18 protein-coding genes and 5 tRNA genes are annotated in these 23,635 nt (G+C 45.0%); 20 read left to right on the top strand and 3 right to left on the bottom strand.

The features are described from left to right. Positions 1 to 3 precede the first annotated feature (3 nt). The 5 genes from AAX10_RS08350 to AAX10_RS08330 all read left to right on the top strand — a co-directional run bounded on the left by AAX10_RS08350 (position 4) and on the right by AAX10_RS08330 (position 6,399). Positions 4 to 819, top strand: a complete 816-nt coding sequence (locus AAX10_RS08350; protein ID WP_046700362.1) for a methyltransferase domain-containing protein — start codon at positions 4 to 6, stop codon at positions 817 to 819. A gap of 106 nt (positions 820 to 925) precedes the next feature. Further along, entirely contained in the window at positions 926 to 1,225 is a 300-nt protein-coding gene (locus AAX10_RS08345; protein ID WP_036365731.1) for a hypothetical protein, read from the top strand. A gap of 112 nt (positions 1,226 to 1,337) precedes the next feature. Continuing rightward, the gene (gene polA / locus AAX10_RS08340) at positions 1,338 to 4,232 is read left to right on the top strand and encodes a DNA polymerase I (RefSeq protein WP_046700361.1); all 2,895 of its coding nucleotides are present in this window, start codon (positions 1,338 to 1,340) and stop codon (positions 4,230 to 4,232) included. 131 nt (positions 4,233 to 4,363) lie between these two features. Next, positions 4,364 to 4,777, top strand: a complete 414-nt coding sequence (locus AAX10_RS08335; RefSeq protein WP_046700360.1) for an Ohr family peroxiredoxin — start codon at positions 4,364 to 4,366, stop codon at positions 4,775 to 4,777. Between the two features lie 116 nt (positions 4,778 to 4,893). Further along, positions 4,894 to 6,399, top strand: a complete 1,506-nt coding sequence (locus tag AAX10_RS08330) for an anthranilate synthase component I family protein (protein ID WP_046700359.1) — start codon at positions 4,894 to 4,896, stop codon at positions 6,397 to 6,399. Positions 6,400 to 6,461: 62 nt separating this feature from the next. Here AAX10_RS08330 and AAX10_RS10465 read toward each other — a convergent pair whose 3' ends face one another. The 3 genes from AAX10_RS10465 to AAX10_RS10510 all read right to left on the bottom strand — a co-directional run bounded on the left by AAX10_RS10465 (position 6,462) and on the right by AAX10_RS10510 (position 7,667). Further along, positions 6,462 to 6,881 carry an alanine racemase C-terminal domain-containing protein gene (locus AAX10_RS10465; protein ID WP_228707568.1) on the bottom strand — a complete coding sequence of 140 codons (420 nt, stop codon included), beginning with the start codon at positions 6,879 to 6,881 and terminating at the stop codon, positions 6,462 to 6,464. Next, complete coding sequence (locus AAX10_RS10515; protein WP_267284324.1) at positions 6,865 to 7,278, bottom strand: alanine racemase; 414 nt, start codon at positions 7,276 to 7,278, stop codon at positions 6,865 to 6,867. Before AAX10_RS10515 ends, AAX10_RS10465 begins: the two co-directional genes overlap by 17 nt. Before the next feature lie 71 nt (positions 7,279 to 7,349). Next, positions 7,350 to 7,667: an alanine racemase gene (locus AAX10_RS10510; RefSeq protein ID WP_267284323.1), complete on the bottom strand. Its 318-nt coding sequence runs from the start codon at positions 7,665 to 7,667 to the stop codon at positions 7,350 to 7,352. A 285-nt stretch (positions 7,668 to 7,952) separates the two neighbouring features. On the opposite strand from AAX10_RS10510, the gene AAX10_RS08320 reads away from it, so the two are divergent. The 15 genes from AAX10_RS08320 to rpoC all read left to right on the top strand — a co-directional run bounded on the left by AAX10_RS08320 (position 7,953) and on the right by rpoC (position 23,595). After that, positions 7,953 to 8,028: transfer RNA gene (locus tag AAX10_RS08320), tRNA-Thr, on the top strand. Between the two features lie 82 nt (positions 8,029 to 8,110). Beyond that, positions 8,111 to 8,194, top strand: a tRNA-Tyr gene (locus tag AAX10_RS08315). Positions 8,195 to 8,223: 29 nt separating this feature from the next. Then, a tRNA-Gly gene (locus AAX10_RS08310) sits at positions 8,224 to 8,297 on the top strand. Positions 8,298 to 8,309: 12 nt separating this feature from the next. Beyond that, a tRNA-Thr gene (locus AAX10_RS08305) sits at positions 8,310 to 8,384 on the top strand. Between the two features lie 337 nt (positions 8,385 to 8,721). Continuing rightward, entirely contained in the window at positions 8,722 to 9,036 is a 315-nt protein-coding gene (locus tag AAX10_RS08300) for a DUF411 domain-containing protein (protein ID WP_226997763.1), read from the top strand. Positions 9,037 to 9,637: 601 nt separating this feature from the next. Next, complete coding sequence (gene tuf / locus AAX10_RS08295) at positions 9,638 to 10,828, top strand: elongation factor Tu (RefSeq protein ID WP_036363988.1); 1,191 nt, start codon at positions 9,638 to 9,640, stop codon at positions 10,826 to 10,828. Positions 10,829 to 11,029: 201 nt separating this feature from the next. Continuing rightward, positions 11,030 to 11,105 (top strand) — tRNA-Trp (locus AAX10_RS08290). A gap of 68 nt (positions 11,106 to 11,173) precedes the next feature. Next, a complete protein-coding gene (secE, locus tag AAX10_RS08285; RefSeq protein ID WP_046698630.1) occupies positions 11,174 to 11,653 on the top strand; it encodes a preprotein translocase subunit SecE in 480 nt (159 codons plus the stop codon). A gap of 13 nt (positions 11,654 to 11,666) precedes the next feature. Further along, the gene (gene nusG / locus AAX10_RS08280) at positions 11,667 to 12,200 is read left to right on the top strand and encodes a transcription termination/antitermination protein NusG (protein ID WP_036363997.1); all 534 of its coding nucleotides are present in this window, start codon (positions 11,667 to 11,669) and stop codon (positions 12,198 to 12,200) included. 124 nt (positions 12,201 to 12,324) lie between these two features. Continuing rightward, positions 12,325 to 12,756 (top strand): 50S ribosomal protein L11, encoded by a 432-nt coding sequence (gene rplK, locus AAX10_RS08275; protein WP_036364000.1) that lies wholly within the window; start codon positions 12,325 to 12,327, stop codon positions 12,754 to 12,756. Next, positions 12,756 to 13,457 carry a 50S ribosomal protein L1 gene (gene rplA, locus AAX10_RS08270; protein WP_046700357.1) on the top strand — a complete coding sequence of 234 codons (702 nt, stop codon included), beginning with the start codon at positions 12,756 to 12,758 and terminating at the stop codon, positions 13,455 to 13,457. Before rplK ends, rplA begins: the two co-directional genes overlap by 1 nt. A 339-nt stretch (positions 13,458 to 13,796) precedes the next feature. Beyond that, entirely contained in the window at positions 13,797 to 14,300 is a 504-nt protein-coding gene (gene rplJ, locus AAX10_RS08265; protein ID WP_036364004.1) for a 50S ribosomal protein L10, read from the top strand. Positions 14,301 to 14,369: 69 nt separating this feature from the next. Continuing rightward, complete coding sequence (rplL, locus tag AAX10_RS08260; RefSeq protein ID WP_046698629.1) at positions 14,370 to 14,741, top strand: 50S ribosomal protein L7/L12; 372 nt, start codon at positions 14,370 to 14,372, stop codon at positions 14,739 to 14,741. Between the two features lie 429 nt (positions 14,742 to 15,170). Continuing rightward, complete coding sequence (gene rpoB, locus AAX10_RS08255; RefSeq protein ID WP_046700356.1) at positions 15,171 to 19,280, top strand: DNA-directed RNA polymerase subunit beta; 4,110 nt, start codon at positions 15,171 to 15,173, stop codon at positions 19,278 to 19,280. Between the two features lie 82 nt (positions 19,281 to 19,362). After that, positions 19,363 to 23,595: a DNA-directed RNA polymerase subunit beta' gene (gene rpoC, locus AAX10_RS08250; RefSeq protein WP_046700355.1), complete on the top strand. Its 4,233-nt coding sequence runs from the start codon at positions 19,363 to 19,365 to the stop codon at positions 23,593 to 23,595. Positions 23,596 to 23,635: the final 40 nt, after the last annotated feature.

The following is a 23,635-nucleotide window of genomic DNA, read 5'->3' as shown; positions in this document are numbered from 1 at the left end:
CTTATGCTAAATTGCCCCATTTGCTATACCGATCTGATCTTAGATGGTAGAACTTACAGCTGTCAGAATCGACATAGCTACGATGTCGCCAAAGATGGCTACGTCAATCTGCATGTCGTCCAGCACAAGAACAGCCGCAGTGCGGGCGATACGACTGTCTCGGTTCAGGCTCGCAAGCGTTTCTTGGCCAATGGATTCTATGCGCCATTACGCGATAAAATCGGTCAAGTTGTCAGCGAGCTCTCCCCAAAAACCATGTTGGATGTCGGCTGCGGCGAGGGCTATTACACGAGCGTTCTAGCAGAGCAGGGCGCACAAGTCATCGGCATAGACATCGCTAAGACCGCCATCATTACTGCATCAAAAACTTACAAAAATCAGGATGTTAATAAGACCATCACTTGGGTGGTGGGTACAGGTTCGGTGTTGCCTGTGGCAGATGACAGTGTGGATGTGTGCACAAGCTTTTTTAGCCCGTTGCCAAAAAAAGAACTGTTAAGAGTGTTAAAATCTGGCGGTCATCTTCTGATGGCGACACCTGCGCCACAGCACCTATATGCCATGCGCGAAAGGCTGTTCGATACGGTAAATCCGCACCAGCCGACCAAGTTCATCGATGAGCTTGCGCCAGAATTCAAACTGGTGGATGAATGGCAAATCGACAATCCGATGGCTCTGGATAATCAAAGTCTGATTGATCTGATTGACATGACCCCTTACACTTATAAAACCAAGCTTGATAAGAAGACAGCATTAAAGCGTGAGACAAGTTTTGAGGCGGTGGCGTCTTTTTGTTTGTATCTTTTGAAGGCTGATTAATTTTACAATTTGTTACATATTCCAAAAATTTACGTTATATTGTCTTTGTATAATACCTTACAATTTTTAGGGTATTATTTTTTTGTTCTATTTGTAGGTTAGTACTATGAAAACTTGTGTTGCGCTGATTGCTCTTGCCATGCCTTTTTTATCTGCTTGTGTTGCACCCATTGACACACCAAATACAGGGGCGGTTGTCGTGCCTGTACCTGTGGGCGTGCCTGTGCTTGTCAAAGAAAATAAAGACAGTGTTCATGTCTGCAAAGTCAAAGCCTTTACCGAAACTTACCGCGCCGAAAACACCAGTCGTGGCAAGGCTCGCCTAGATGTACTCAAACAATGCCGAGCCGAGCACCATGAGATGTTTTGCCGTGATGAAGACGTGGAATGCACCGAATATGACTAAACGGTAAATCTAAGCCCTGAGCATCAGGGCTTTTTTTATGGGGAAATTTTCCCTAATTTTCCTTTTTTGGGTATAATAGTTCAAATTTTATATCAAAAAAGTTATTAAAATCATGACCTACACCGACATCCCCAACCTTGCCACTTTTGACACGTCCGCCATTGATAAATCCAAACCACCTGTCATTCTCGTGGACGGCTCGTATTATCTGTTTCGCTGTTTTCACGGCTTGCCCCTTTTATCCAACCAAGACGGCTTGCCCACCAATGCCACTCGTGGCGTGCTAAATGCCTTGGGCAAGCTCATCAAAAAATACAAGCCTACCCACATGGCGGTCGCTTTTGATACCAAAGCCCCCACCTTTCGCCACGAATTATCGGACGCTTATAAGGCTCACCGTCCGCCGATGGACGATGATTTGCGAGTGCAGATTCCGTATATTCATGATTTGATTGAAAAATTGGGCATTCCCCTCATCAAAATTGACGGTTTTGAAGCGGACGACATCATCGGCACGCTTGCTCGCACCGCTTGCCAAAACGGCTATCCTGTCGTCATCTCCACAGGCGACAAGGACATGGCACAGCTGGTTAATGACTGTGTGATTTTGGAAGACAGTTTTAAGGACAAAATCACGGACGTACAGGGCGTATTTGACAAATTTGGCGTACACAACACCCAAATCGCCGATTATCTCACGCTCATGGGCGACTCATCGGACGGCATTGCAGGCATTCCTAAGGTTGGGGCGAAGACGGCAAGCAAGTTATTGACCGAATATGGCGATATTGACGGCATTTTGGCAAATCTTGCCAATATCAAAGGCATGGTTGGGCAAAAAATATACGAGCATCAAGGCGAAATCCCCCTAAATCGCACCCTTGCCACGATTGTTACCAATCTAGAACTGCCCATTTCATTTGACGAATTAAGATTAGACAATAATAAACAGACACAAATAAAACGTGCCAAAGCGTTATATGAGTTATTTAAGACATTAGAATTTAAAAAAGAAATGGCAGAGCAGTTAGCATTATTAAAAATGGCGGAGTTGCCTGTTACTGATGATTTATTTAATAATGACAATGCCGATAATGAATTAAACAATCCTTTTGATGATAATTTGGCTGATAACAGCGATGAATTAACCGTTAAACCCTTACCCATTAAACAAGGTACTTATAAAACCATAAATAGCCTTGATGAATTTTATAAGCTTATTGATAAATTAAAGAGTGTGCCTTATTTTGCCATTGATACCGAGACCACCAGTATTGATTGGCAAAAGGCAGAGTTGGTTGGGGTATCTGTCGCTACAACCAATTATGAAGGCTATTATATCCCTGTGGGGCATACGGGCGATTTTGATATTTTGCTTGATAATCAATTAGATAGGGACTTTGTTTTAAATGAGTTAAAACCCATTTTAGAAAATCAGAGTATCGGCAAAATCGGACAGCACATTAAATACGACAGTCATGTTTTTAAAAAATATGGCATTGAGCTAAATAATTGGCATATGGATACCATGTTAGCCAGTTATGTCATCAATGGCGTGGCGACACGGCATAACATGGACGATTTGGCACGACACTATCTGGGCATAAATACCACCACCTTTGAAGACGTGGCAGGTAAAGGGGCAAAACAGCTTAGCTTTGATAAAGTGGACATGGATAGGGCAAGCGATTATGCGTGCGAAGATGCGGACATTACGTATCGCTTGTTTAGTGTGTTTGACGAGTATTTACAAAAAGATACTAATGCCAATAGCCTTTTGCACAAATTAGAAATCCCCACTGCCCAAATCTTAGCCCAAATGGAGCATGACGGCATTTTGATAAAGACCGAATTTTTGGGTAAATTATCGCTTGCTTTTGACAATCAAATCAGTCAATTAGAGCAAAAGGCGTTTGAGTTGGCGGGCGAGAGCTTTAACGTGGCAAGCCCCAAACAGCTTGGCGAGATCTTGTTTGACAAATTAGGCATATCAGGCGGTAAAAAAACCAAAACAGGGCAATATTCCACGTCTGAGGCGACCCTTGCCAAGATTGACCACCCGCTTGTGGACGTGGTGCTAGAACACAGAAGTCTATCCAAGCTCAAAAGCACCTATACGGACGCTCTTGCCAAAGTCGCTGACAAACAGGGGCGAGTGCATACCAGCTACCACCAAGCCTTGACGAGTACAGGGCGACTGTCGTCATCAGACCCCAACCTACAAAATATCCCCATTCGCACCGACACAGGGCGACTCATTCGTGAAGCCTTTATCGCACCGACAGGACGTGTGATTATGGCGGCGGATTATTCGCAGATTGAGCTGCGGCTCATGGCTCATTTTAGTGGCGATGAGAGTTTAATTAATGCCTTTAAAAACAACCTAGACATTCACACCGCCACCGCTGCCGAGATTATGGGTAAGGAGCTATCAGACGTAACGCCAAACGAGAGACGTTCAGCAAAGGCGGTGAATTTTGGGCTACTATACGGCATGGGCGTGTTTGGGCTTGCCAAACAGCTTGGCGTAGAAAATGGCGTGGCAAAGGACTATATCAAGCGATATTTTGCCCGTTATCCTGCCATACATGACTACATGGAAAATACCAAAAGTTACGCCAAATCAACAGGTTATGTTACTACCATTTTAGGACGTAAGCTCTACGCTCCCGACATCAACTCATCAAACGCCATGATAAGACAAGGGGCGGAGCGGGCAAGCATTAACGCCCCACTACAAGGCTCTGCCGCCGAAATCATCAAACTTGCCATGATAGCCGTGGATAAAATCCTGCCCAAAGACCATGCCAAACTTTTGCTACAAGTGCATGATGAATTGGTATTTGAAGTCGATAGCGATAAGGCGGACGAGATAGGCAAGCTTATCAAAACCGCCATGCAAAACGTGTTGACCGATACCGCCAAAAGCTTAGGCTGGGACGTCGATTTTGCCGTGCCACTTGTTGTGGAGATTGGCGTGGGGGAGAATTGGGAGAAAGCTCATTGATAGATCAATGGCGGCTGTCTGTTTTGTGGTAGTCGTGTAAAGGTGCGGGTGTTTTTCTTGAAATTGTCATATTTTATCTTTACAATGGAATCAATAACAAGCACCTAAAAACACCCAAAAAGGAGAATGACATGGCTCAAATCTACTCAACCACTGCCACCGCCATTGGCGCCAGAAACGGTACCGCCAGTCTAAGCGATAACGCGACTACTTTTAATCTGGTGAGCCCCGGCTCAGGCAAAGATGGTGTAAACCCTGAACAGCTGTTTGCCGTAGGTTACGGGGCGTGTTTTGATGGCGCACTGGGATTGGTCAAAAAAGCAGAGGGCGCAAGCTTTGACAGTGAAGTACAAGTCACTATTAACTTGAGCAAAGAAGGCAATGATAATTTCTTTTTATCGGGCAATATCCATGTCATCGCCAAAAACACCGACATCGATGCTGACACGCTTACTCGTATTGTCGAAAAAACGCATCACGTCTGCCCATATTCAAAAGCCGTGGCAGGCAATGTAGATATTACATTGTCATCAGAAATCCAATAGTTTTATTCGTCATCCTAAGCCTTGTCATTTGACAAGGCTTTTATTTTTATGGTGATATTATCATGTCATATTACTTGTGGTAGAATAAGAAAATTAACATAACAATTAGGAAAAACATGCTATCTTTATCCGATTTTTACACCCTTTCTGAGCAAGGCTATACCCACATTCCACTTATCAAAAAACGCCTAATGGACGATGCCACCCCTGTGTCGGTGTTTGCCAATTTGCGTAAATTTTTTGCGTCCGCTTATTTGTTTGAGTCGGTGGTGGGGGGCGAACGCTGGGCAAGATATTCCATGATTGGGCTAGGTTCGGAAATTACTATTCAGTATCATGATGACAAAGTGGTGGTAAAGGATGCTCGCAAGGACGAGATAAGCACACACAACACCGACCCCTTTGATTTTATCCGCACCTTTATGGCGGAGTACAAAACCCCAAGCCAAGATGTCATGCCCGATTTGCCTGCATTTAGTGGTGGACTCGTGGGCTATTTTGGCTATGACATGATACGAGTGATTGAGCCGACTGTTGGCGTGTCAAACTCGCCCAATCCTTTGGCTCTGCCTGATATGTGGCTGACCCTATCATCGTCTGTCGTGGTATTTGACAACCTAGAACATACCCTATCTATCGTTGTCTATGCGGACGTACAAGCCAAGGACGGCTACAAAAAGGCGGTAAAACAGCTTGATATTATTGAGAATTTGCTGTCGCACAAGCCTGATTTGACCGTCAAAAAACAGCCCCTACCACATTTTGTCTCACAAACAGGGCAAAACAAATTCTGCACGGACGTAAATCGCATTAAGGAATACATCAAGGCGGGGGACGTAATGCAAGTCGTCCCTGCCCAACGTCTGTCGGGTGAGTACAGTGGCGACCCGCTCGCGGTGTATCGGGCGTTGCGTTATCTCAATCCGTCTCCGTATCTGTTTCTTATCCAAGGCGAGCTTGCCAATGACGAGCCGTTTCACATCGTGGGGGCATCGCCCGAGATTCTCTCTCGCATTGAGACGGTGGGCGATGAGCGTAAAGTTACCGTGCGACCATTGGCAGGGACTCGCCGTCGTGGCGTGGATGCGGCAGAAGATTTGGCACTAGAAGCCGAGCTACTCTCCGACCAAAAAGAAATCGCTGAACATCTGATGCTCATCGACTTAGGGCGTAATGACATTAGCAAGGTGTGCGACATCGGCACGGTCAAGGTAACCGATAAAATGTTTATTGAACGCTATTCACAAGTCATGCACATCGCAAGCAACGTAGAAGGCGCGGTATCGGCTGATAAGGACGCTTTGGACGTGTTTTGTGCGACTTTCCCAGCAGGTACGCTGTCGGGAGCTCCCAAAATCCGAGCCATGCAAATCATCGATGAGGTTGAGCCTGTTCGCCGTAGCGTGTTTGGTGGAGCGGTGGGCTATCTGGGCTGGGCGGGCAACATGGATACCGCCATTGCCATTCGTACTGCTGTGTTAAAAGACGGACAAGTCCATATCCAAGCAGGGGCGGGTGTGGTGGCAGACTCCGACCCTGTGGCAGAGTGGGAAGAAACCAACAAAAAAGCATTGGCAATCGTCAAGGCGGTGGAAATGGCATGCAAAGGCCTTTCTGTATAACATAATTCTTGGTAAACAAAATCCCACACAAGGTGGGATTTTTACTTTCTGAATTATTTAACTCAATCAGCTTTGATAAATCTAGGATTTGAATTGCCCCAAATCGTGTATAGATCCACCAGTAGAGCGTCACTAATTTCCTTAATTTCAGCTTGGCTAATTCTATCCTCGCCTTGCGAGCCGTAGATAACCACTTCATCGCCGATTTTGACATCGTTAACGTGGTCGGTTACGTCCACCATGGTCGTGTTCATTGACACTTTGCCTAGTACGTTGGCACGTTTGCCGCCAATGAGTACCACGCCTTTGTTGGTGAAGGCAAGACGATAACCGTCCGAGCAACCAAAGGGCAGGTTCGCCAAATAAGAATCACGGGTAAGCGCGTGCGTATCATCATAACCGACTTTTGTGCTGGCTTTATAAAATTGCACGCTGGCAACTTTGATCTTAAAGCTCATGACGGGCTTATAAGCAGTTGGCATCGATTGTATCGCCGTAGATAAGACCGCCAGGACGCACCATGTCAAGATGACTTTCAGGTACAGCAATGGTGGCGAATGAATTGGCGGTGTGCAGGGTGAGTTTGCTACGATCTAGCTTAGCGTTTTTGATAAGCCACGAGCTTTGCTCTTTAAACAACACCAAACGCTCACGAACATAATCCTCGTCTTCCACAGCATGGTGTGTCATGATGGCAACGACATCAAGCCCTTTTAATTTGGTGATTGCCACCGCATCTTTTTTACCTTGCTTATGGGCTAGGTCAGTGCCGTTTCTGTCCATACTGCCTGAATTTAAGGCAAGGGGCACCTTAATGTTTTTGCCGTGTTCTTGCGCTAGTTTGGCAAGTGCTGTGGCATGTGTTAAGTCACCAACCAACTTCTCGATGTTATCATCAAGTCCTGATCAAACTTCATCTATACTGGCTAAGCGTACACGGGCGATTTTACTTAATAGCCATGAGCTCGGACAACTTTTGCCTCTTCGCTGCTGGCGATGCCAACACAAGGCACACCTAATTTGATGATGCTAGGCATAAGCAGGTCAATACCATTACCATAGGCGTCTGCTTTCATGATGGCGCAAATCTGGCTCTTGTCGCCAAGCTGTTGCTGAAGGCGTGTAATGTTGTCTTGAAAAGCTTTGACATCAATTTCAACCCATGCATTGGCTTGATTGCGCTGCGTAATACTGTAGTCACCATTGACTTGTAAGATGGGTGCAGAATGAGCGGTGCTTGCCAGACCTAGTCCGAGCAATACTGCCAAGGCAAGGGTTTTCTCATGATGAATCCTTAATGAAAGTATTTAGGTTAGCTATAAAAAGCGATTACTTATAACACGATTTTTTACCTTTGCCAATAACCATAACATATGATAAATTAGAGCAGGGTGTTCGATGAAGGCTAGAAATTTGATGATGGTCAGCATAATGAAATATATAAAAATAAAATAATAAAAATCAGTTACTTATATAAAAATTTAAAAATTAATAAAAAAATAACTTGCACAATCTGAAATCTATGTTATTATACGCACCACTTAGGAAACACCGCCGGCTTAGCTCAGTTGGTAGAGCAACTGACTTGTAATCAGTAGGTCGCCAGTTCGATTCCGGCAGCCGGCACCACTCCTAAGAAATCTTTCAGGTTAAGCCCTTTTATCGGGCTTAGTCTTTTAAAAGACCATTAAAAGATACACCTGTACCACTTGGTGGGGTTGGGGAGCGGTCAAACCCAACAGACTGTAACTCTGTCGCGAAAGCTTCGAAGGTTCGAATCCTTCCCCCACCACCATTATTTCCCTACCTTATTTTTACTACCCTGCGGGTGTAGTTTAGTGGTAGAACCTCAGCCTTCCAAGCTGATGGTGCGGGTTCGATTCCCGCCACCCGCTCCATATATCGGTTTCGCTCTTATAGCTCAGCGGTAGAGCACTCCCTTGGTAAGGGAGAGGTCTCGAGTTCAATTCTCGATAAGAGCTCCATATTGCACCCCTTGTAGCCTAAGAGCCCAAGGGGTTTGTTTTTATCTGTATGAAATAACCCCCTCTCTCAGTTTTGTACTATTTGGCAAAAATAAGTCAAGCAAGTAGCGTTTGTACCAAAACAGGTTGATGACTTCTTGCCTGCCCTATCAGTTTTGAAGAGGTTTGTATGCGGATTGGAACCGTCAGACAAAAATTGTCATTTGTTGGTGTTGGATTGGTTTGTTTGACAGCCTTAATCGTCATGGGATTTTTTGCTGTGCAACCATCTCACTCCATGACTGTTGAAGTTTGGAAAGATCCAAATTGTGGCTGTTGCTCCAAATGGGTGGCCTATATGCAAAGGAATGGCTTTTCTGTCAAATCACATGACACAGGCAATCAAAAAATCCAGCATGATGCTGGCATACCCGATGATCATCGTTCTTGTCATACAGCGATTGTGGCAGGTTATGCAGTCGAAGGTCATGTCCCTGCTCAAGACATCAAGCGTTTGTTGGATCAAAAACCTGATGCAATCGGCTTATCAGTTCCTGGCATGGTGATTGGTACGCCAGGCATGGACGATGCCGTCTACCAAGGTAGACAAGACCCTTATAAGGTTTTTTTATTAAATAACGATGGCAATCACGAAGTATTTGCTGCCTATTGAATGCTTTATAACGCGATTTCGTCATTAAATTGACCGAATTGTTTGATAATATTGGCCCCAAAAAATACACCAAGATTCATTGGTGTATTTTTTTTATCTTTAATTGTTGGTGATTCAAATGCTCCAAATAGTTGCTCATCATTGCAAGTGCTACTTTGATAATATTTGGCATTCAAATATATTAAAAAATGATGATGTTATTCGTATTTCCATTGTCAGCCCAAACAATCGAATCATTAATTAAAACTATCAAATGTCCAAAAGATTGTTTTTGATAAATCGTGTGCGATGCGGCAATGCTGAATAATATCAAAATAAGGGGGTGAAAATGAGAGATATTGCCACACAGATTTACCATAGCAAATGCAATATATTTGATAATTTTAGGATGTGGTATCATGGTTGGTTGTAGGCAAGTGGTTAATGGCGGTGATTTTTGCGGTCTTTCATGCTAACAAATGCCATGTAAAAGCTTGTTTGATGGTTGCAAAGACTTGATTGTGTGTTATAATAAGAAAGATATAGCAAATAATTTGCTAGATACTTCGATAAAATAGTGACAGATATTATTTTATTTTTTAAACAACATGAGGACATACTTATGGCCAAAGCCAAGTTCGAACGTAACAAACCACACGTAAACGTTGGTACCATCGGTCACGTTGACCACGGTAAAACTACCCTAACTGCTGCTATCGCAACTGTTGCTGCTAAGCACCACGGTGGTGAAGCAAAGGACTACGCTGCAATCGACTCAGCACCAGAAGAAAAAGCACGTGGTATTACCATTAACACTTCTCACATCGAGTATGACACTGAAGCACGTCACTACGCGCATGTAGACTGCCCAGGTCACGCCGACTATGTTAAAAACATGATTACTGGTGCGGCACAGATGGACGGTGCTATCCTAGTTGTAGCAGCTACTGACGGCCCAATGCCACAAACTCGTGAGCACATCCTTCTATCTCGTCAGGTTGGCGTACCTTACATCATGGTATTCATGAACAAGTGCGACCTAGTAGACGACGAAGAACTACTAGAGCTAGTAGAAATGGAAGTGCGTGAACTTCTATCTGACTACGACTTCCCTGGTGATGACACTCCTATCATCAAAGGTTCTGCACTACTAGGTCTAAATGGCGACCAAGGTCAATATGGCGAGCCAGCTATCCTAGAGCTATTAAGCACTCTAGACAGCTACATCCCTGAGCCAGAGCGTGACATCGATCGTCCATTCCTAATGCCAATCGAAGACGTATTCTCAATCTCTGGTCGTGGTACTGTTGTAACTGGCCGTGTTGAGTCTGGTATCATCAAAGTTGGTGACGAAGTTGAAATCGTTGGTATCAAAGACACTGCCAAGACTACCTGTACTGGTGTTGAGATGTTCCGTAAGCTTCTAGACGAAGGTCGTGCTGGTGAGAACTGTGGTGTTCTACTACGTGGTACTAAGCGTGAAGAAGTTCAACGTGGCCAAGTACTTGCTAAGCCAGGTTCAATCACTCCACACACTAACTTCGACGCAGAAGTATACGTACTGTCAAAAGAAGAAGGTGGTCGTCACACGCCATTCCTAAACGGCTATCGTCCACAGTTCTACTTCCGTACTACTGACGTAACTGGTGCCATCACTCTACAAGAAGGTACTGAAATGGTTATGCCTGGTGACAACGTTGAGATGAGCGTTGAGCTTATCCACCCAATCGCCATGGACAAGGGTCTACGCTTCGCAATCCGTGAAGGTGGCCGTACCGTAGGTGCTGGTGTTGTTGCTAACGTTAAGAACTAATCTAATAAGATTATCTTAACAGCAAACAAACCAAACGACTTACCAAAGTCAAAACCCCCTGCCAGAGATGGTGGGGGGTTTGTGGTTTGGGGAATTTTTCAATTAATGCTCATCGACGAGATTGATAAAAATTTTGTGATTTAAGATAAAAATGCTTGTATTTAAAAAAATATTTGCTATAATAGCAGTCCTTAACTCCTTAGGCGATTGGCTCAATTGGTAGAGCATCGGTCTCCAAAACCGAGGGTTGGGGGTTCGAGTCCCTCATCGCCTGCCATCTTATATTTTCCATACCATTATTTTAATTTTATAAAAAAAATTGGTCACTCCAAGGCAAATTCCTGCATGAGCGATAATAAAGATAATTTTGATACCCAAGCTGAAACTGTGGCGTCAAATGGTCCAGCTCAGCAAAAACAGTCTGTCACCATCTCTAAAGAAAACGTTGTTGAGGTTGCTAAAAGACGCTCAGCCAAAGACTATATTCTGTGGCTATTGGCAATTGTTTCTTTAATTAGTGCTACCTTGGTGACGGAATATCTGCCAAGATATTGGGCACAAGGTAATAATGTTTGGGTGCAGCTGGGTATTACAGTTGCTTTGGTTGTTTTTGCCATTATCTGTCTGGTATTTACCAATCAAGGTCGCGCTTTTAAGACGTTATTAAAAGACGCGGGCATCGAATTGCGCCGTGTGACTTGGCCAGGTAAAGATGAGACTTTCCGTTATACATGGCAAGTGATTCTGGCGATGATTATTATTGGTTTTATCATCTGGTTGCTTGACAATATTTTTAATAAGATTATTGGTTTTATTTTAAATTAATTCATGGGGTGATGTGATGCGTTGGTATATTATCCAAGCATTTTCTGGTTACGAAAAACAAGTTCAGCGCTCACTAATCGAGCGTATTAAGCGCAGTGAATTTGCCGATTCTTTTGGTGATGTTTTGGTGCCAACCGAAGAAGTCATTGAAATGCGTGAAGGTAAAAAACGCACTGTTGAACATAAATTATTCCCTGGCTATGTCCTAATTAATATGGACATGAATGAGGATACTTGGCACATCGTAAGAAGTTGCCCGAACATCACAGGATTTATCGGTGGCACGCCGGAGCATCCAGCGCCAATCACTCAAGTTGAAGCAGATCGTATTTTGAATCGTATTCAAAAAGGCAGCGATGCACCTCGTCCTAAGACAATGTTTGAGCCGGGTGAGGAAGTGCTTGTGATTGACGGTCCATTTACTGATTTTAAAGGACTTGTCAAGAAAGTAGATTATGACAAATCCAAGCTGCACCTAACTGTTAGTGTGTTCAATCGCCCAACCGAAGTTGAGCTTGAATTCACGAAAGTTGAAAAAATCGTATAATCTTGCTATAATAGATTCTTTGGCTCTGAGCGTTGCTCGGGGCTTTTCGTCGAATTAGATAATCTAATTCATAACCTTGGGGAGCTAATTTTTAGCGTTACTACCCACCATTGGAGTATATTTCATGGCAAAGAAGATTGATGGCTACATCAAGCTACAAGTGCCTGCTGGTAAGGCAAACCCATCACCACCAATTGGTCCAGCATTGGGTCAAAAAGGTGTTAATATCATGGCGTTCTGTAAAGAGTTCAACGCAGCATCTGCTAACTTTGAACCAGGCTTGCCAATCCCAGTTGTAATCACCGTTTTTAACGATAAGTCTTTCACTTTCGTAATGAAGTCGCCACCTGCGGCAGTTCTACTGCGTAAAGCAGCTGGTGTTGCTAAAGGCTCAAGTGTACCTAACAAAGATAAAGTTGGTACTGTGACTCGTGCGCAACTAGAAGAAATCGTAAAAACTAAAGAGGCAGATCTGACCGCTGCTGAACTTGAAGCTGCAATCCGTACCATCGCAGGTACTGCACGCTCAATGGGTCTAAATGTGGAGGGTGTGTAATGGCTAAGCTAACTAAGCGTCAAAAGCTAATCAACGAGAAAGTTGATGGCAACAAACTATACACCATCGAAGAAGCGGTTGCGATTCTAAATGATTTGCCAGCGGCTAAATTCAAAGAGTCTATCGACATCGCGATCAACCTAGGCATTGACCCGCGTAAATCTGATCAAGTAGTTCGTGGCGCAACCAACCTACCTGCAGGTACTGGCAAAACTAAGCGTGTTGCTGTATTCGCTCAAGGCACTGCTGCTGACGCTGCTAAAGAAGCTGGTGCGGATGTTGTAGGCTTTGAAGATCTGGCTGACAGCATCAAAGCTGGCAACCTTGACTTTGACGTAGTAATCGCTTCTCCAGATGCGATGCGCGTTGTTGGTCAACTAGGTACCATCCTAGGTCCACGTGGTCTTATGCCAAACCCTAAAGTTGGTACAGTAACTGCTGATGTAGCGACTGCTGTTAAAAACACCAAAGCAGGTCAGGCTCAATACCGTGTAGACAAAGCTGGTATCATCCACGCTTCTATCGGTCAAATAGGCTTTACTGGCGAGCAAATCGAACAAAACGCTACTGCGTTGTTGAACGATCTTAAACGTGCTAAGCCAGCTACCTCTAAAGGTATCTACATCAAGAAGATTACTTTGTCTAGCACCATGGGTCCTGGTCTCGCAATTGATCCAGTTCCACACCGTGCGAACAAATAATCCTGCCCAATTTATGAGCGTGAAATACACAAACCTAAGAAAACATAGATTTTACTTGATTTGTCGTATTTTTCGCTTATAATAGCGTATTTATCAATGAATTTCCCCGTATTTAAGTTTATTGGTAAACAGAATTTATTAGTTCAGCACAGCGGGTTGTGCTGTCTAAGACCGTAGGTGTCATTGATTGTTCTCAAGCAATGACATAATCGATGAATAAAATCATTAGCCTACGCAGACGGTAAGACGACAAGTCACCGTATTTGGTGCAGATCACTTTGTGATTTGTGAAATTTGCTTATTATTTGCAGTTGCAGATAATAAATATGGAGACAACCCATGGCACTAAATCTTCAAGACAAACAAGCAATTGTTGCTGAAGTAAATGAAGCTGCCAAAGGTGCGCTCTCTGCTGTTGTTGCCGATTCTCGCGGCGTAACAGTAGCACAGATGACCGAACTTCGTAAAGCGGCTCGTGCAGCAGGTGTTGATATGCGTATCGTTCGTAATACTCTATTACGTCGCGCGCTAGAAGACACTAACTTTGCTTGCATGAACGATGTATTCGTTGGTCCTACTTTAATTGCATTCTCAAATGAACACCCAGGTGCAGCAGCACGTCTGTTCAAGGAATTTGCAAAGGGCAACGACAAGTTCGAGATCAAAGGCGCAGCTTTTGAAGGCGAATTTATTGACGCTAAATCAATCGATAAACTTGCAACTCTACCTACTTACGACGAAGCTATTGCACGTCTAATGGGCACAATGAAAGAAGCAGCAGCAGGCAAACTTGCCCGTACTCTAGCTGCTCTACGCGACAAATTGCAAGCAGAAGCGGCATAATTTTATTTTTCACTTTTAAAATTATTCGTTTTATACAATTAACATTTTTATTTCATAGGAACAATTGCTATGTCACTAACTAACGAACAAATCCTAGACGCGATCGCGGAAAAATCAGTAATGGAAATCGTTGAGCTTATCTCTGCGATGGAAGAAAAATTTGGTGTATCTGCAGCAGCCCTAGCAGCAGCTCCAGCAGCTGGCGGTGAAGCAGCGGCAGCTGAAGAAAAAGACGACTTCAACGTTGTTATCACCAGCGGTGGCGACAAGAAAGTAGCTGTTATTAAAGTAGTACGTGAAGTAACTGGTCTAGGTCTAAAAGAAGCTAAAGACCTAGTTGAAGGCGCTCCACAAACTGTTAAAGAAGGCGCATCTAAAGCTGAAGCTGAAGAGCTTAAGAAGAAGCTTGAAGAAGCTGGTGCGAGCGTTGAACTTAAATAATTTAGATGGCTTTCAACCAATCGCTGCCTAAGCGATATTGAAAACAGCTAATTATTTATCAAAAAGCCAATTTTGCACTTGCATTATTGGCTTTTTTTTATTATAATTTAGTATTTGACCTTTTGTACTTATCTTAAGCGCTATAGGTGAGTACAATGCAAAAGGACAAACACACCCTATGCAAAACGACCTAATTTGTAATAACCAAATTTAAGCTAAATACCTCTGGTATTTGGCGCTTTGTTGTGTGTGGGGTTTTTATTGGCATGCAGTAGGGGCGTGCTGATGGTGTTTTTGACTTTTTTGTGATGGATATTCTAATAATTTAAAATGTCCATGATGTTTACAGATGGTTGAAATTGTCTTTTATTTAAGGGTGTTGCTGTGATAATCGCGGTACGCCAAGTTAACTTAACGTAAGGAATCTTAATGGCTTATTCTTATACCGAAAAGAAACGCATTCGTAAAAGTTTTTCTAGACTTCCAGACGTCATGGATGTGCCATATCTATTGGCAATCCAAGTAGATTCTTACGAGCAGTTTTTGCAAGAGCATAAAAAGCCAAAAGCCCGTGCAAATGTGGGCTTACAAGCGGCTTTCTCGTCTATTTTCCCCATCACCAGCCATTCTGGCAACGCTGAGCTTCAGTTTGTCGAGTACTATTTGGGTGAGCCTGAGTTTGACGAGCGTGAATGTATCATGCGTGGCTCAACCTTCGCTGCACCTTTGCGCGTAAAAATCCGTCTAATCATCAAAGATAAAGACAGCAAAGACAAAGATTCTAAAGCGGCAATCAAAGACATCCGCGAACAAAGTGTGTTTATGGGTGAAATCCCGCTAATGACGGATAATGGTACTTTTATTATCAACGGTACTGAGCGTGTGATCGTATCGCAGCTACACCGTTCGCCAGGTGTGTTCTTTGATCATGATAAGGGTAAATCACACTCAAGCGGTAAAGTGCTTTACAATGCACGTATCATTCCTTACCGTGGCTCATGGCTTGATTTTGAATTTGATGTTAAAGACCTAGTATACGCACGTATCGACCGCCGCCGTAAGCTACTTGCGACCATCATCTTGCGCGCTATTGGTATGGATACTGCGCAGATCCTAGAGACTTTCTTTGACACAGTTGAAGTTTATAAAGGTGAAGAGTCTTTTGAAGTTGAGCTAGTGGCTGAACGTCTGCAAGGCGAGATGGCTCAGTTTGACATCGTATCACCAGATGGCAAGGTGATCGTTGAGCAAGGCAAGCGCATCAATGCCCGCCGCATCAAAGAAATCGTTGCCTCTGGTATGACCAAACTTGCCGTGCCTGATGAATATCTATATGAGCGTATTTTGGCAGAGGACATCGTTTATCACGATGAAGTAATCGCTCGTTCGAACACGTTAATTGACCATGAGCTTTTGGTTAAATTAGCCGATAAGAACATTAAAGGTTTTAAGATTCTATTTACCAACGACATCGACCACGGTGCTTATATCGCTGATACATTACGTGCTGACACTGTAATGAGCCGTGAAGAAGCGCTGATCGAGATCTATAAAGTCATGCGTCCAGGCGAGCCACCAACGTTAGAGACTGCTGAGAAGCTATTTGAGCAAATGTTCTTTAGTCAAGAGCGTTATGATCTGTCTAACGTTGGTCGTATGAAGTTCAACCGTCGTTTGGGTCGTGAATTTGTTGAGACTGATGACATTGATGTTCAGCGCGATCAAGGCGTATTGTCAAATCAAGACATCATCGACGTACTAAAAGAGCTGATCGAAATTCGCAATGGTCGTGGCGAAGTGGATGACATTGACCACTTGGGTAACCGTCGTATTCGTTCTGTTGGTGAGATGACCGAGAATCAGTTCCGTATCGGTTTGGCTCGTGTTGAGCGTGCTGTCAAAGAGCGTCTAACCACTGCTGAATCTGACAACCTATCACCACAAGATTTGATTAATTCTAAGCCTGTGGCGGCATCTATCAAAGAATTCTTTGGTTCTTCACAGCTGTCTCAGTTCATGGACCAAAACAACCCACTGTCAGAGATTACTCATAAGCGCCGTGTTTCTGCGCTTGGTCCTGGCGGTCTGACCCGTGAGCGTGCAGGTTTCGAGGTGCGTGACGTACATAACACTCACTACGGCCGTGTATGTCCGATCGAGACACCTGAAGGTCCAAACATTGGTCTGATCAACTCATTAGCAGTATTTGCTAAGACCAATAACTTTGGCTTCCTAGAGACGCCTTACCGCCGTGTTATCGATGGTAAAGTGACTGATGACATCGAATACATGTCTGCCATCGAAGAAGTAGGTTCTGTCATCGCACAGGCCGACTCGCCAATGAACGAAAATGGCGAGCTGACCGAAGAGATGGTGATGGTGCGCTATCAAGGTGAGTCGGTACGTATGGGCGTTGATAAAGTAACCCACATGGACGTATCGCCACGTCAGGTTGTATCGGTGGCGGCCTCGCTGATTCCATTCCTAGAGCACGACGATGCTAACCGTGCCTTGATGGGTGCGAACATGCAACGTCAGGCGGTACCGACTTTGCGATCTGATAAGCCGCTTGTAGGTACAGGCATGGAGCGTCACGTAGCGCGCGACAGCGGTGTCTGCGTGGTTGCTAAGCGTGGCGGTGTGATCGAAGAGGTTGATGCCAGCCGTGTTATCGTGCGTGTCAACGAAGAAGAAATGATCGCAGGCGAAGCAGGTATTGATATTTATAATCTAATCAAATATACCCGATCTAACCAAAACACTTGTATCAACCAGCGCATCATCGTCAATGAAGGTGACGTAATCGCTCGTGGTGATATTTTGGCAGATGGCCCTTCAACAGATCTGGGTGAGCTTGCACTTGGTCAGAACATGCGTGTGGCGTTCATGCCTTGGAATGGTTATAATTTCGAAGACTCGATCTTATTATCTGAGCGTGTGGTTCAAGAAGATCGCTTCACAACCATTCACATCCAAGAGCTAACTTGTGTCGCTCGTGATACCAAGCTTGGCCCTGAAGAGATCACTGGTGATATTCCAAACGTTGGTGAGGCAGCACTTGCAAACCTTGACGAAGCAGGTATTGTTTATATTGGTGCTGAAGTAGATGCTGGCGATATCTTGGTGGGTAAAGTTACTCCAAAAGGTGAGAGCCAATTAACTCCAGAAGAAAAACTGCTCCGTGCTATCTTCGGTGAGAAAGCTGCTGATGTGAAAGACACGTCTTTACGTGTACCATCTTCAACTAAGGGTACAGTCATTGATGTACAAGTCTTTACCCGTGATGGTCTAGAAAAAGACAGCCGCGCCAAAGCCATCGAAAAAGCGATGCTTGATGACTATCGTAAAGACCTAAAAGAAGAGCTAAACATCTTCGAAGCGGCTGCTCGCGGTCGTATCGTACATCTACTAGAAGGTAAGACCATCAGTGGTGGTTCTGGCCTTAAGGCAGGCACGGTATTGTCAGTAGCTGATCTTGAGAATCTATCTCTTGAAAATCTGCTTGACATCCAGCCTGCCGAAGAAGAGGTGTCTGAGCGTTTGACACAAATCGCCGAATACCTAAGCGACAAGCAAAAAGACATCGACAATAAGTTCGCTGAGAAAAAACGCAAGCTAACAGCGGGTGATGATCTTGCGCATGGCGTTCAAAAGATCGTTAAAGTTTATCTGGCAGTTAAGCGTCGTATCCAGCCTGGTGATAAGATGGCAGGTCGTCACGGTAACAAGGGTGTTGTATCGCGTATCATGCCTGTTGAAGACATGCCATATGATGAGAAAGGCAACCCTGTTGATATCGTACTTAACCCCCTGGGCGTACCATCACGTATGAACATCGGTCAGGTTCTAGAGACTCACCTTGGTATGGCAGCTCGCGGCCTTGGTGACAAGATCAACGAGATGATGCGCGCTCAAGCAGCTGTTGGCGAACTTCGTGAATTCTTAGATAAGATTTATAACAAAGTTGGTGGCGAGCAAGTTGATCTAGACAGCTTGTCTGACGAAGACATCATGGCAATGGCCGAGAATCTACGTGCAGGCGTACCGATGGGCACAGCAGTTTTTGATGGCGCCAAAGAAACTCAAATCAAAGAATTGCTTGAGCTTGCAGGACTTGATAAGTCAGGACAACAGACTCTGTATGATGGACGTACCGGTAAGAAATTCGACCGTCCTGTGACTGTAGGTTACATGTACATGCTGAAATTGAACCACTTGGTTGATGATAAGATGCACGCTCGTTCAACGGGTTCGTACAGTCTTGTTACTCAGCAGCCGCTTGGTGGTAAAGCTCAGTTCGGTGGTCAGCGTTTCGGTGAGATGGAGGTTTGGGCACTTGAAGCATACGGTGCGACTTACACGCTACAAGAGATGCTCACTGTGAAGTCAGATGACGTTGAAGGTCGTACCCGCATGTACAAGAACATCGTTGATGGCGAACAGTACATGAACCCAGGTATGCCAGAGTCGTTTAATGTATTGACCAAAGAGATTCGATCGCTGGGCATTAACATTGACTTAAAAGAAAAGAAAAAATAAGTCAACCCAGACGATAGCATTTGCCCAAGCGTTCCGATAACGCTTGGGCGCACCGAATTGACGAATATAACGGAGAAACCTTTTGAAAGATTTATTAGACATCATGAAAGGCCCTGCCGATAACGGCATTAAAGAGTTTGACAGCATTCAAATCTCTTTGGCAAGTCCTGACACCATCAAATCTTGGTCGCATGGTGAGGTTAAAAAACCTGAAACCATCAACTACCGCACTTTTAAGCCTGAGCGTGATGGACTGTTTTGCGCCAAAATCTTCGGCCCTGTGAAGGATTTTGAGTGTCTGTGTGGCAAATACAAACGCCGTAAATTCCAAGGCATCATCTGTGAAAAATGTGGCGTTGAAGTAACCGCGGCAAAAGTTCGCCGTGATCGTATGGGTCATATTGAGCTTGCTAGCCCTGTGGCACACATCTGGTTTCTAAAATCACTACCAAGCCGCATTGGTCTCTTGCTTGACATTACTTTGCGTGACATTGAGCGTGTACTTTATTTTGAAAGCTACATCGTAACTGATCCTGGCATGACTGGTCTTGATAAGTATCAGCTGCTTGATGATGAAGAGTACTTCAATGCACTTGAGCAGTATGGTGATGAATTCATCGCTAAGATGGGTGCTGAAGCGGTTCAAGATCTACTAAAAGACATCGATGTTGATGGCGAAATAGATGAATTGCGTGCAGAAATTCCGCAAACCAATTCTGAAACCAAACTTAAAAAGATGTCTAAGCGCCTGCAGCTGCTAGAGTCTTTCCGCGATTCTGGCAACAAGCCAGAGTGGATGGTGATGACTGTATTGCCAGTATTGCCCCCTGATCTACGTCCGCTGGTACCGCTTGAGGGTGGTCGTTTTGCTACGTCTGACCTAAACGATCTATATCGTCGTGTGATCAACCGTAACAACCGTCTAAAACGCCTTTTGGAATTGAACGCGCCTGACATCATCGTTCGTAACGAAAAGCGTATGCTTCAAGAAGCGGTGGATGCATTGCTTGACAACGGTCGTCGTGGCCGTGCGATTACTGGCTCTAACAAGCGCCCACTAAAATCGCTTGCTGACATGATCAAAGGTAAGCAAGGTCGTTTCCGCCAGAACCTATTGGGTAAACGTGTTGACTACTCTGGCCGTTCGGTCATCGTGGTAGGTCCGACATTGCGCCTACATCAGTGCGGTTTGCCAAAGAAAATGGCGTTGGAGCTGTTCAAGCCATTCACTTACGCTAAGCTGCTTCAGAATAACATCGCTCAGACCATCAAAGCTGCCAAAAAAATGGTAGAGCGTGAAGAGCCTGCAGTTTGGGACATGCTGGCTAGCGTCATCCGCGAACATCCAGTACTACTAAACCGTGCACCGACACTTCACCGTCTGGGCTTACAAGCTTTCGAGCCTGTGCTTATTGAAGGTAAGGCGATTCAGCTACACCCATTGGTGTGTGCGGCATTTAACGCCGACTTCGACGGTGACCAGATGGCGGTACATGTGCCATTAACCCTAGAAGCTCAGCTTGAAGCGCGTGCGTTGATGATGTCTACCAATAACATCTTGTCACCTGCCAATGGTGAGCCGATCATCGTACCATCACAGGACGTTGTTTTGGGTCTGTACTACATCAGCCGTAGCCATGTAAATGCTAAAGGCGAGAACATGGTATTTAGTACCGTGAACGAAGCCTTGCGTGCAATCGGTTCTGAAGATTTGTCTGTAAACGCCAAAATCAAAGTGCGTGTTACTGAGACCATCTTAGACGAAAAAACAGGTGAAAAAACCACCAAAACCGAAATCAAAGACACCGTTGCAGGTCGTCTGTTGATCTGGAACATCATGCCAGAAGGTATGGCGTTTAGTGAGTGTAACACTGAGATGACAAAGAAAAACATCTCTAAGCTGTTAAACTCCTGCTATCGTAAATTGGGTGTAAAAGAATCTGTACTATTCGCTGACCATTTGATGTATCTAGGTTTCGCTCAAGCGACTCTATCAGGCATCTCGATTGGTATGGAAGACATGGTCATCCCACCAACCAAAAAAGAAATCATGGATGCCGCTGACTCAGAAGTACGCGAGATTGAACAACAGTTCGAGCAGGGCTTTGTAACTGCAGGTGAGCGCTATAACAAAGTTGTTGATATCTGGTCTCGTACTTCTGACAAAATCGCTAATGCGATGATGGAAAACTTATCAACTGATGAAGTTGTTAATGCAGATGGCGAAGTTGAAAAAGAAAAATCATTCAACTCAATCTACATGATGGCAGACTCTGGTGCTCGTGGTAGCGCAACCCAGATTCGTCAGCTTGCAGGTATGCGTGGTCTGATGGCAAAGCCAGACGGCTCGATCATTGAGACGCCAATTAAGGCGAACTTCCGTGAAGGTCTGACAGTTCTGCAGTACTTTATCTCGACGCACGGTGCGCGTAAAGGTCTTGCTGATACCGCCTTGAAAACCGCTAACTCAGGTTACTTGACTCGTCGTTTGGTTGACGTAGCTCAGGACTTAGTGATTACGCATGACGACTGTGGTACGGATGCAGGTCAGCGCATGACTCCGGTGATTGACGGTGGTGAAATCGTAGAACGCTTGGGTGATCGTGTACTTGGTCGTGTTACCGCCAAAGACGTGGTAAACTTAGATGGTGAAGTGACCGCACCAGCAGGCACATTGATCGATGAGCGCATGGTTGAGAAGCTAGACGCTAATGCGATTGATGAGGTATATGTACGTTCGGTGATTACCTGTGAATCAAGCCATGGTGTGTGTGCTAAGTGTTACGGCCGCGATTTGGCTCGTGGTCACTTGGTGAATATCGGTGAGTCTGTAGGTGTCATGGCGGCACAGTCGATCGGTGAGCCTGGTACCCAGCTTACCATGCGTACCTTCCACGTGGGTGGTGCCGCATCGGCAGCAGCAGTGGATAACAGCGTATCAGTAGGTAGTAACGGTTCGGTTCGCTTCCATAATATGAAGACCGTAGAGCATGTCGATGGCCACTTGGTTACCGTATCTCGTTCTGCTGAGATTGGCGTTGCTGATAGCCAAGGCCGTGAGCGTGAGCGCTATAAGGTGCCTTATGGCTCGAACGTACTGGTGCGTGATGGTGCAGAAGTGTCAGCAGGTGATGTGATCGCTAAATGGGATCCGCATACTCATCCGATCATCACAGAATTCGCAGGTACGGCTCGCTTTAGCGACATCACTGATGGTATGACGGCTACTGTAAAAGTTGACGAAACCACAGGCATGAGCTCATTTGAGATCTTGGCAAGTAAAGACCGTCCAAGTATCGCCAAAGACTTGCGTCCAGCTATTATTCTAGATACCACAGAGGGTAAAGAAGTGGTTTACTTCCTGCCTGCTGAGACGGTGATTCGCGTGTCTGAAGGTGAGACAGTAACCGCAGGTTCTGTACTTGGTCGTGTGCCACAAGCCACCTCGGGTACCAAGGATATTACTGGTGGTCTGCCACGTGTTGCTGATCTGTTCGAAGCGCGCCGTCCAAAAGATCATGCCATCATGGCAGAGATGAGCGGTGTGGTATCATTCGGTAAAGAAACCAAAGGCAAAAACCGCTTCATCATCACCGACGAAGAAGGCAATGTTCACGAAGAGCTGATTCCAAAATGGCGTCAAATCAACGTTTTTGAAGGTGAGACGGTAGAGCGTGGTGAGGTGGTGTCCGACGGTCCGCAGAACCCGCATGACATCCTACGCCTAAAAGGCGAAACCGCTTTGGCAAACTACATCGTGAACGAAGTTCAGGAAGTTTATCGCTTACAAGGTGTTAAGATCAACGACAAGCACATTGAAGTTATCGTACGTCAAATGCTGCGCAAAGTTGAAGTTACCGACGGTGGTGATTCTAGCTACTTTAAGGGCGACCAAGCAGAATACACGAAGATCCGTGCGTTGAACGAAGAGCTGGTGGCGAATAATAAATTCCCAGTGCAATTCGAGCGTCAGCTTCTAGGTATTACTAAGGCGTCACTGGCCACCGAAAGCTTTATCTCAGCGGCATCGTTCCAAGAGACGACCCGTGTCTTGACCGCTGCTGCAACCATGGGTAAAGTTGATGACTTGACAGGTCTTAAAGAGAACGTTGTTGTGGGTCGTCTGATCCCAGCAGGTACAGGTCTGGCTTATCATCAAAACCGCCAACGTAAGGCAGAGCGTGCACTTGAAAGTAATGCATCAGCTGATGACATCGCGCTTGATGATGAGCTGCTAACAAGCAGCGAAAATCTACCAACCGAAGACAGCTTTGCTAAGGCATTTGCTGACGAACTCGGTCAAGATAGCGAATGATTTAAGCAAAAAAGCTCATCCAACGATGGGCTTTTTTGTT

The organism is Moraxella bovoculi (genome assembly GCF_000988745.2).
Taxonomy (GTDB): Bacteria; Pseudomonadota; Gammaproteobacteria; order Pseudomonadales; family Moraxellaceae; genus Moraxella; species Moraxella bovoculi.
This window is presented reverse-complemented; position numbering and strand designations above follow the sequence as displayed.

Coding starts and splice junctions, on each gene's coding strand:
- AAX10_RS08350 (WP_046700362.1), top strand. CDS start 4: ATGCTAAATTGCCCCATTTGCTATACCGATCTGATCTTAGATGGTAGA.
- AAX10_RS08345 (WP_036365731.1), top strand. CDS start 926: ATGAAAACTTGTGTTGCGCTGATTGCTCTTGCCATGCCTTTTTTATCT.
- polA (WP_046700361.1), top strand. CDS start 1,338: ATGACCTACACCGACATCCCCAACCTTGCCACTTTTGACACGTCCGCC.
- AAX10_RS08335 (WP_046700360.1), top strand. CDS start 4,364: ATGGCTCAAATCTACTCAACCACTGCCACCGCCATTGGCGCCAGAAAC.
- AAX10_RS08330 (WP_046700359.1), top strand. CDS start 4,894: ATGCTATCTTTATCCGATTTTTACACCCTTTCTGAGCAAGGCTATACC.
- AAX10_RS10465 (WP_228707568.1), bottom strand. CDS start 6,881: ATGCCAACTGCTTATAAGCCCGTCATGAGCTTTAAGATCAAAGTTGCC.
- AAX10_RS08300 (WP_226997763.1), top strand. CDS start 8,722: ATGCAAAGGAATGGCTTTTCTGTCAAATCACATGACACAGGCAATCAA.
- tuf (WP_036363988.1), top strand. CDS start 9,638: ATGGCCAAAGCCAAGTTCGAACGTAACAAACCACACGTAAACGTTGGT.
- secE (WP_046698630.1), top strand. CDS start 11,174: ATGAGCGATAATAAAGATAATTTTGATACCCAAGCTGAAACTGTGGCG.
- rplK (WP_036364000.1), top strand. CDS start 12,325: ATGGCAAAGAAGATTGATGGCTACATCAAGCTACAAGTGCCTGCTGGT.
- rplA (WP_046700357.1), top strand. CDS start 12,756: ATGGCTAAGCTAACTAAGCGTCAAAAGCTAATCAACGAGAAAGTTGAT.
- rplJ (WP_036364004.1), top strand. CDS start 13,797: ATGGCACTAAATCTTCAAGACAAACAAGCAATTGTTGCTGAAGTAAAT.
- rplL (WP_046698629.1), top strand. CDS start 14,370: ATGTCACTAACTAACGAACAAATCCTAGACGCGATCGCGGAAAAATCA.
- rpoB (WP_046700356.1), top strand. CDS start 15,171: ATGGCTTATTCTTATACCGAAAAGAAACGCATTCGTAAAAGTTTTTCT.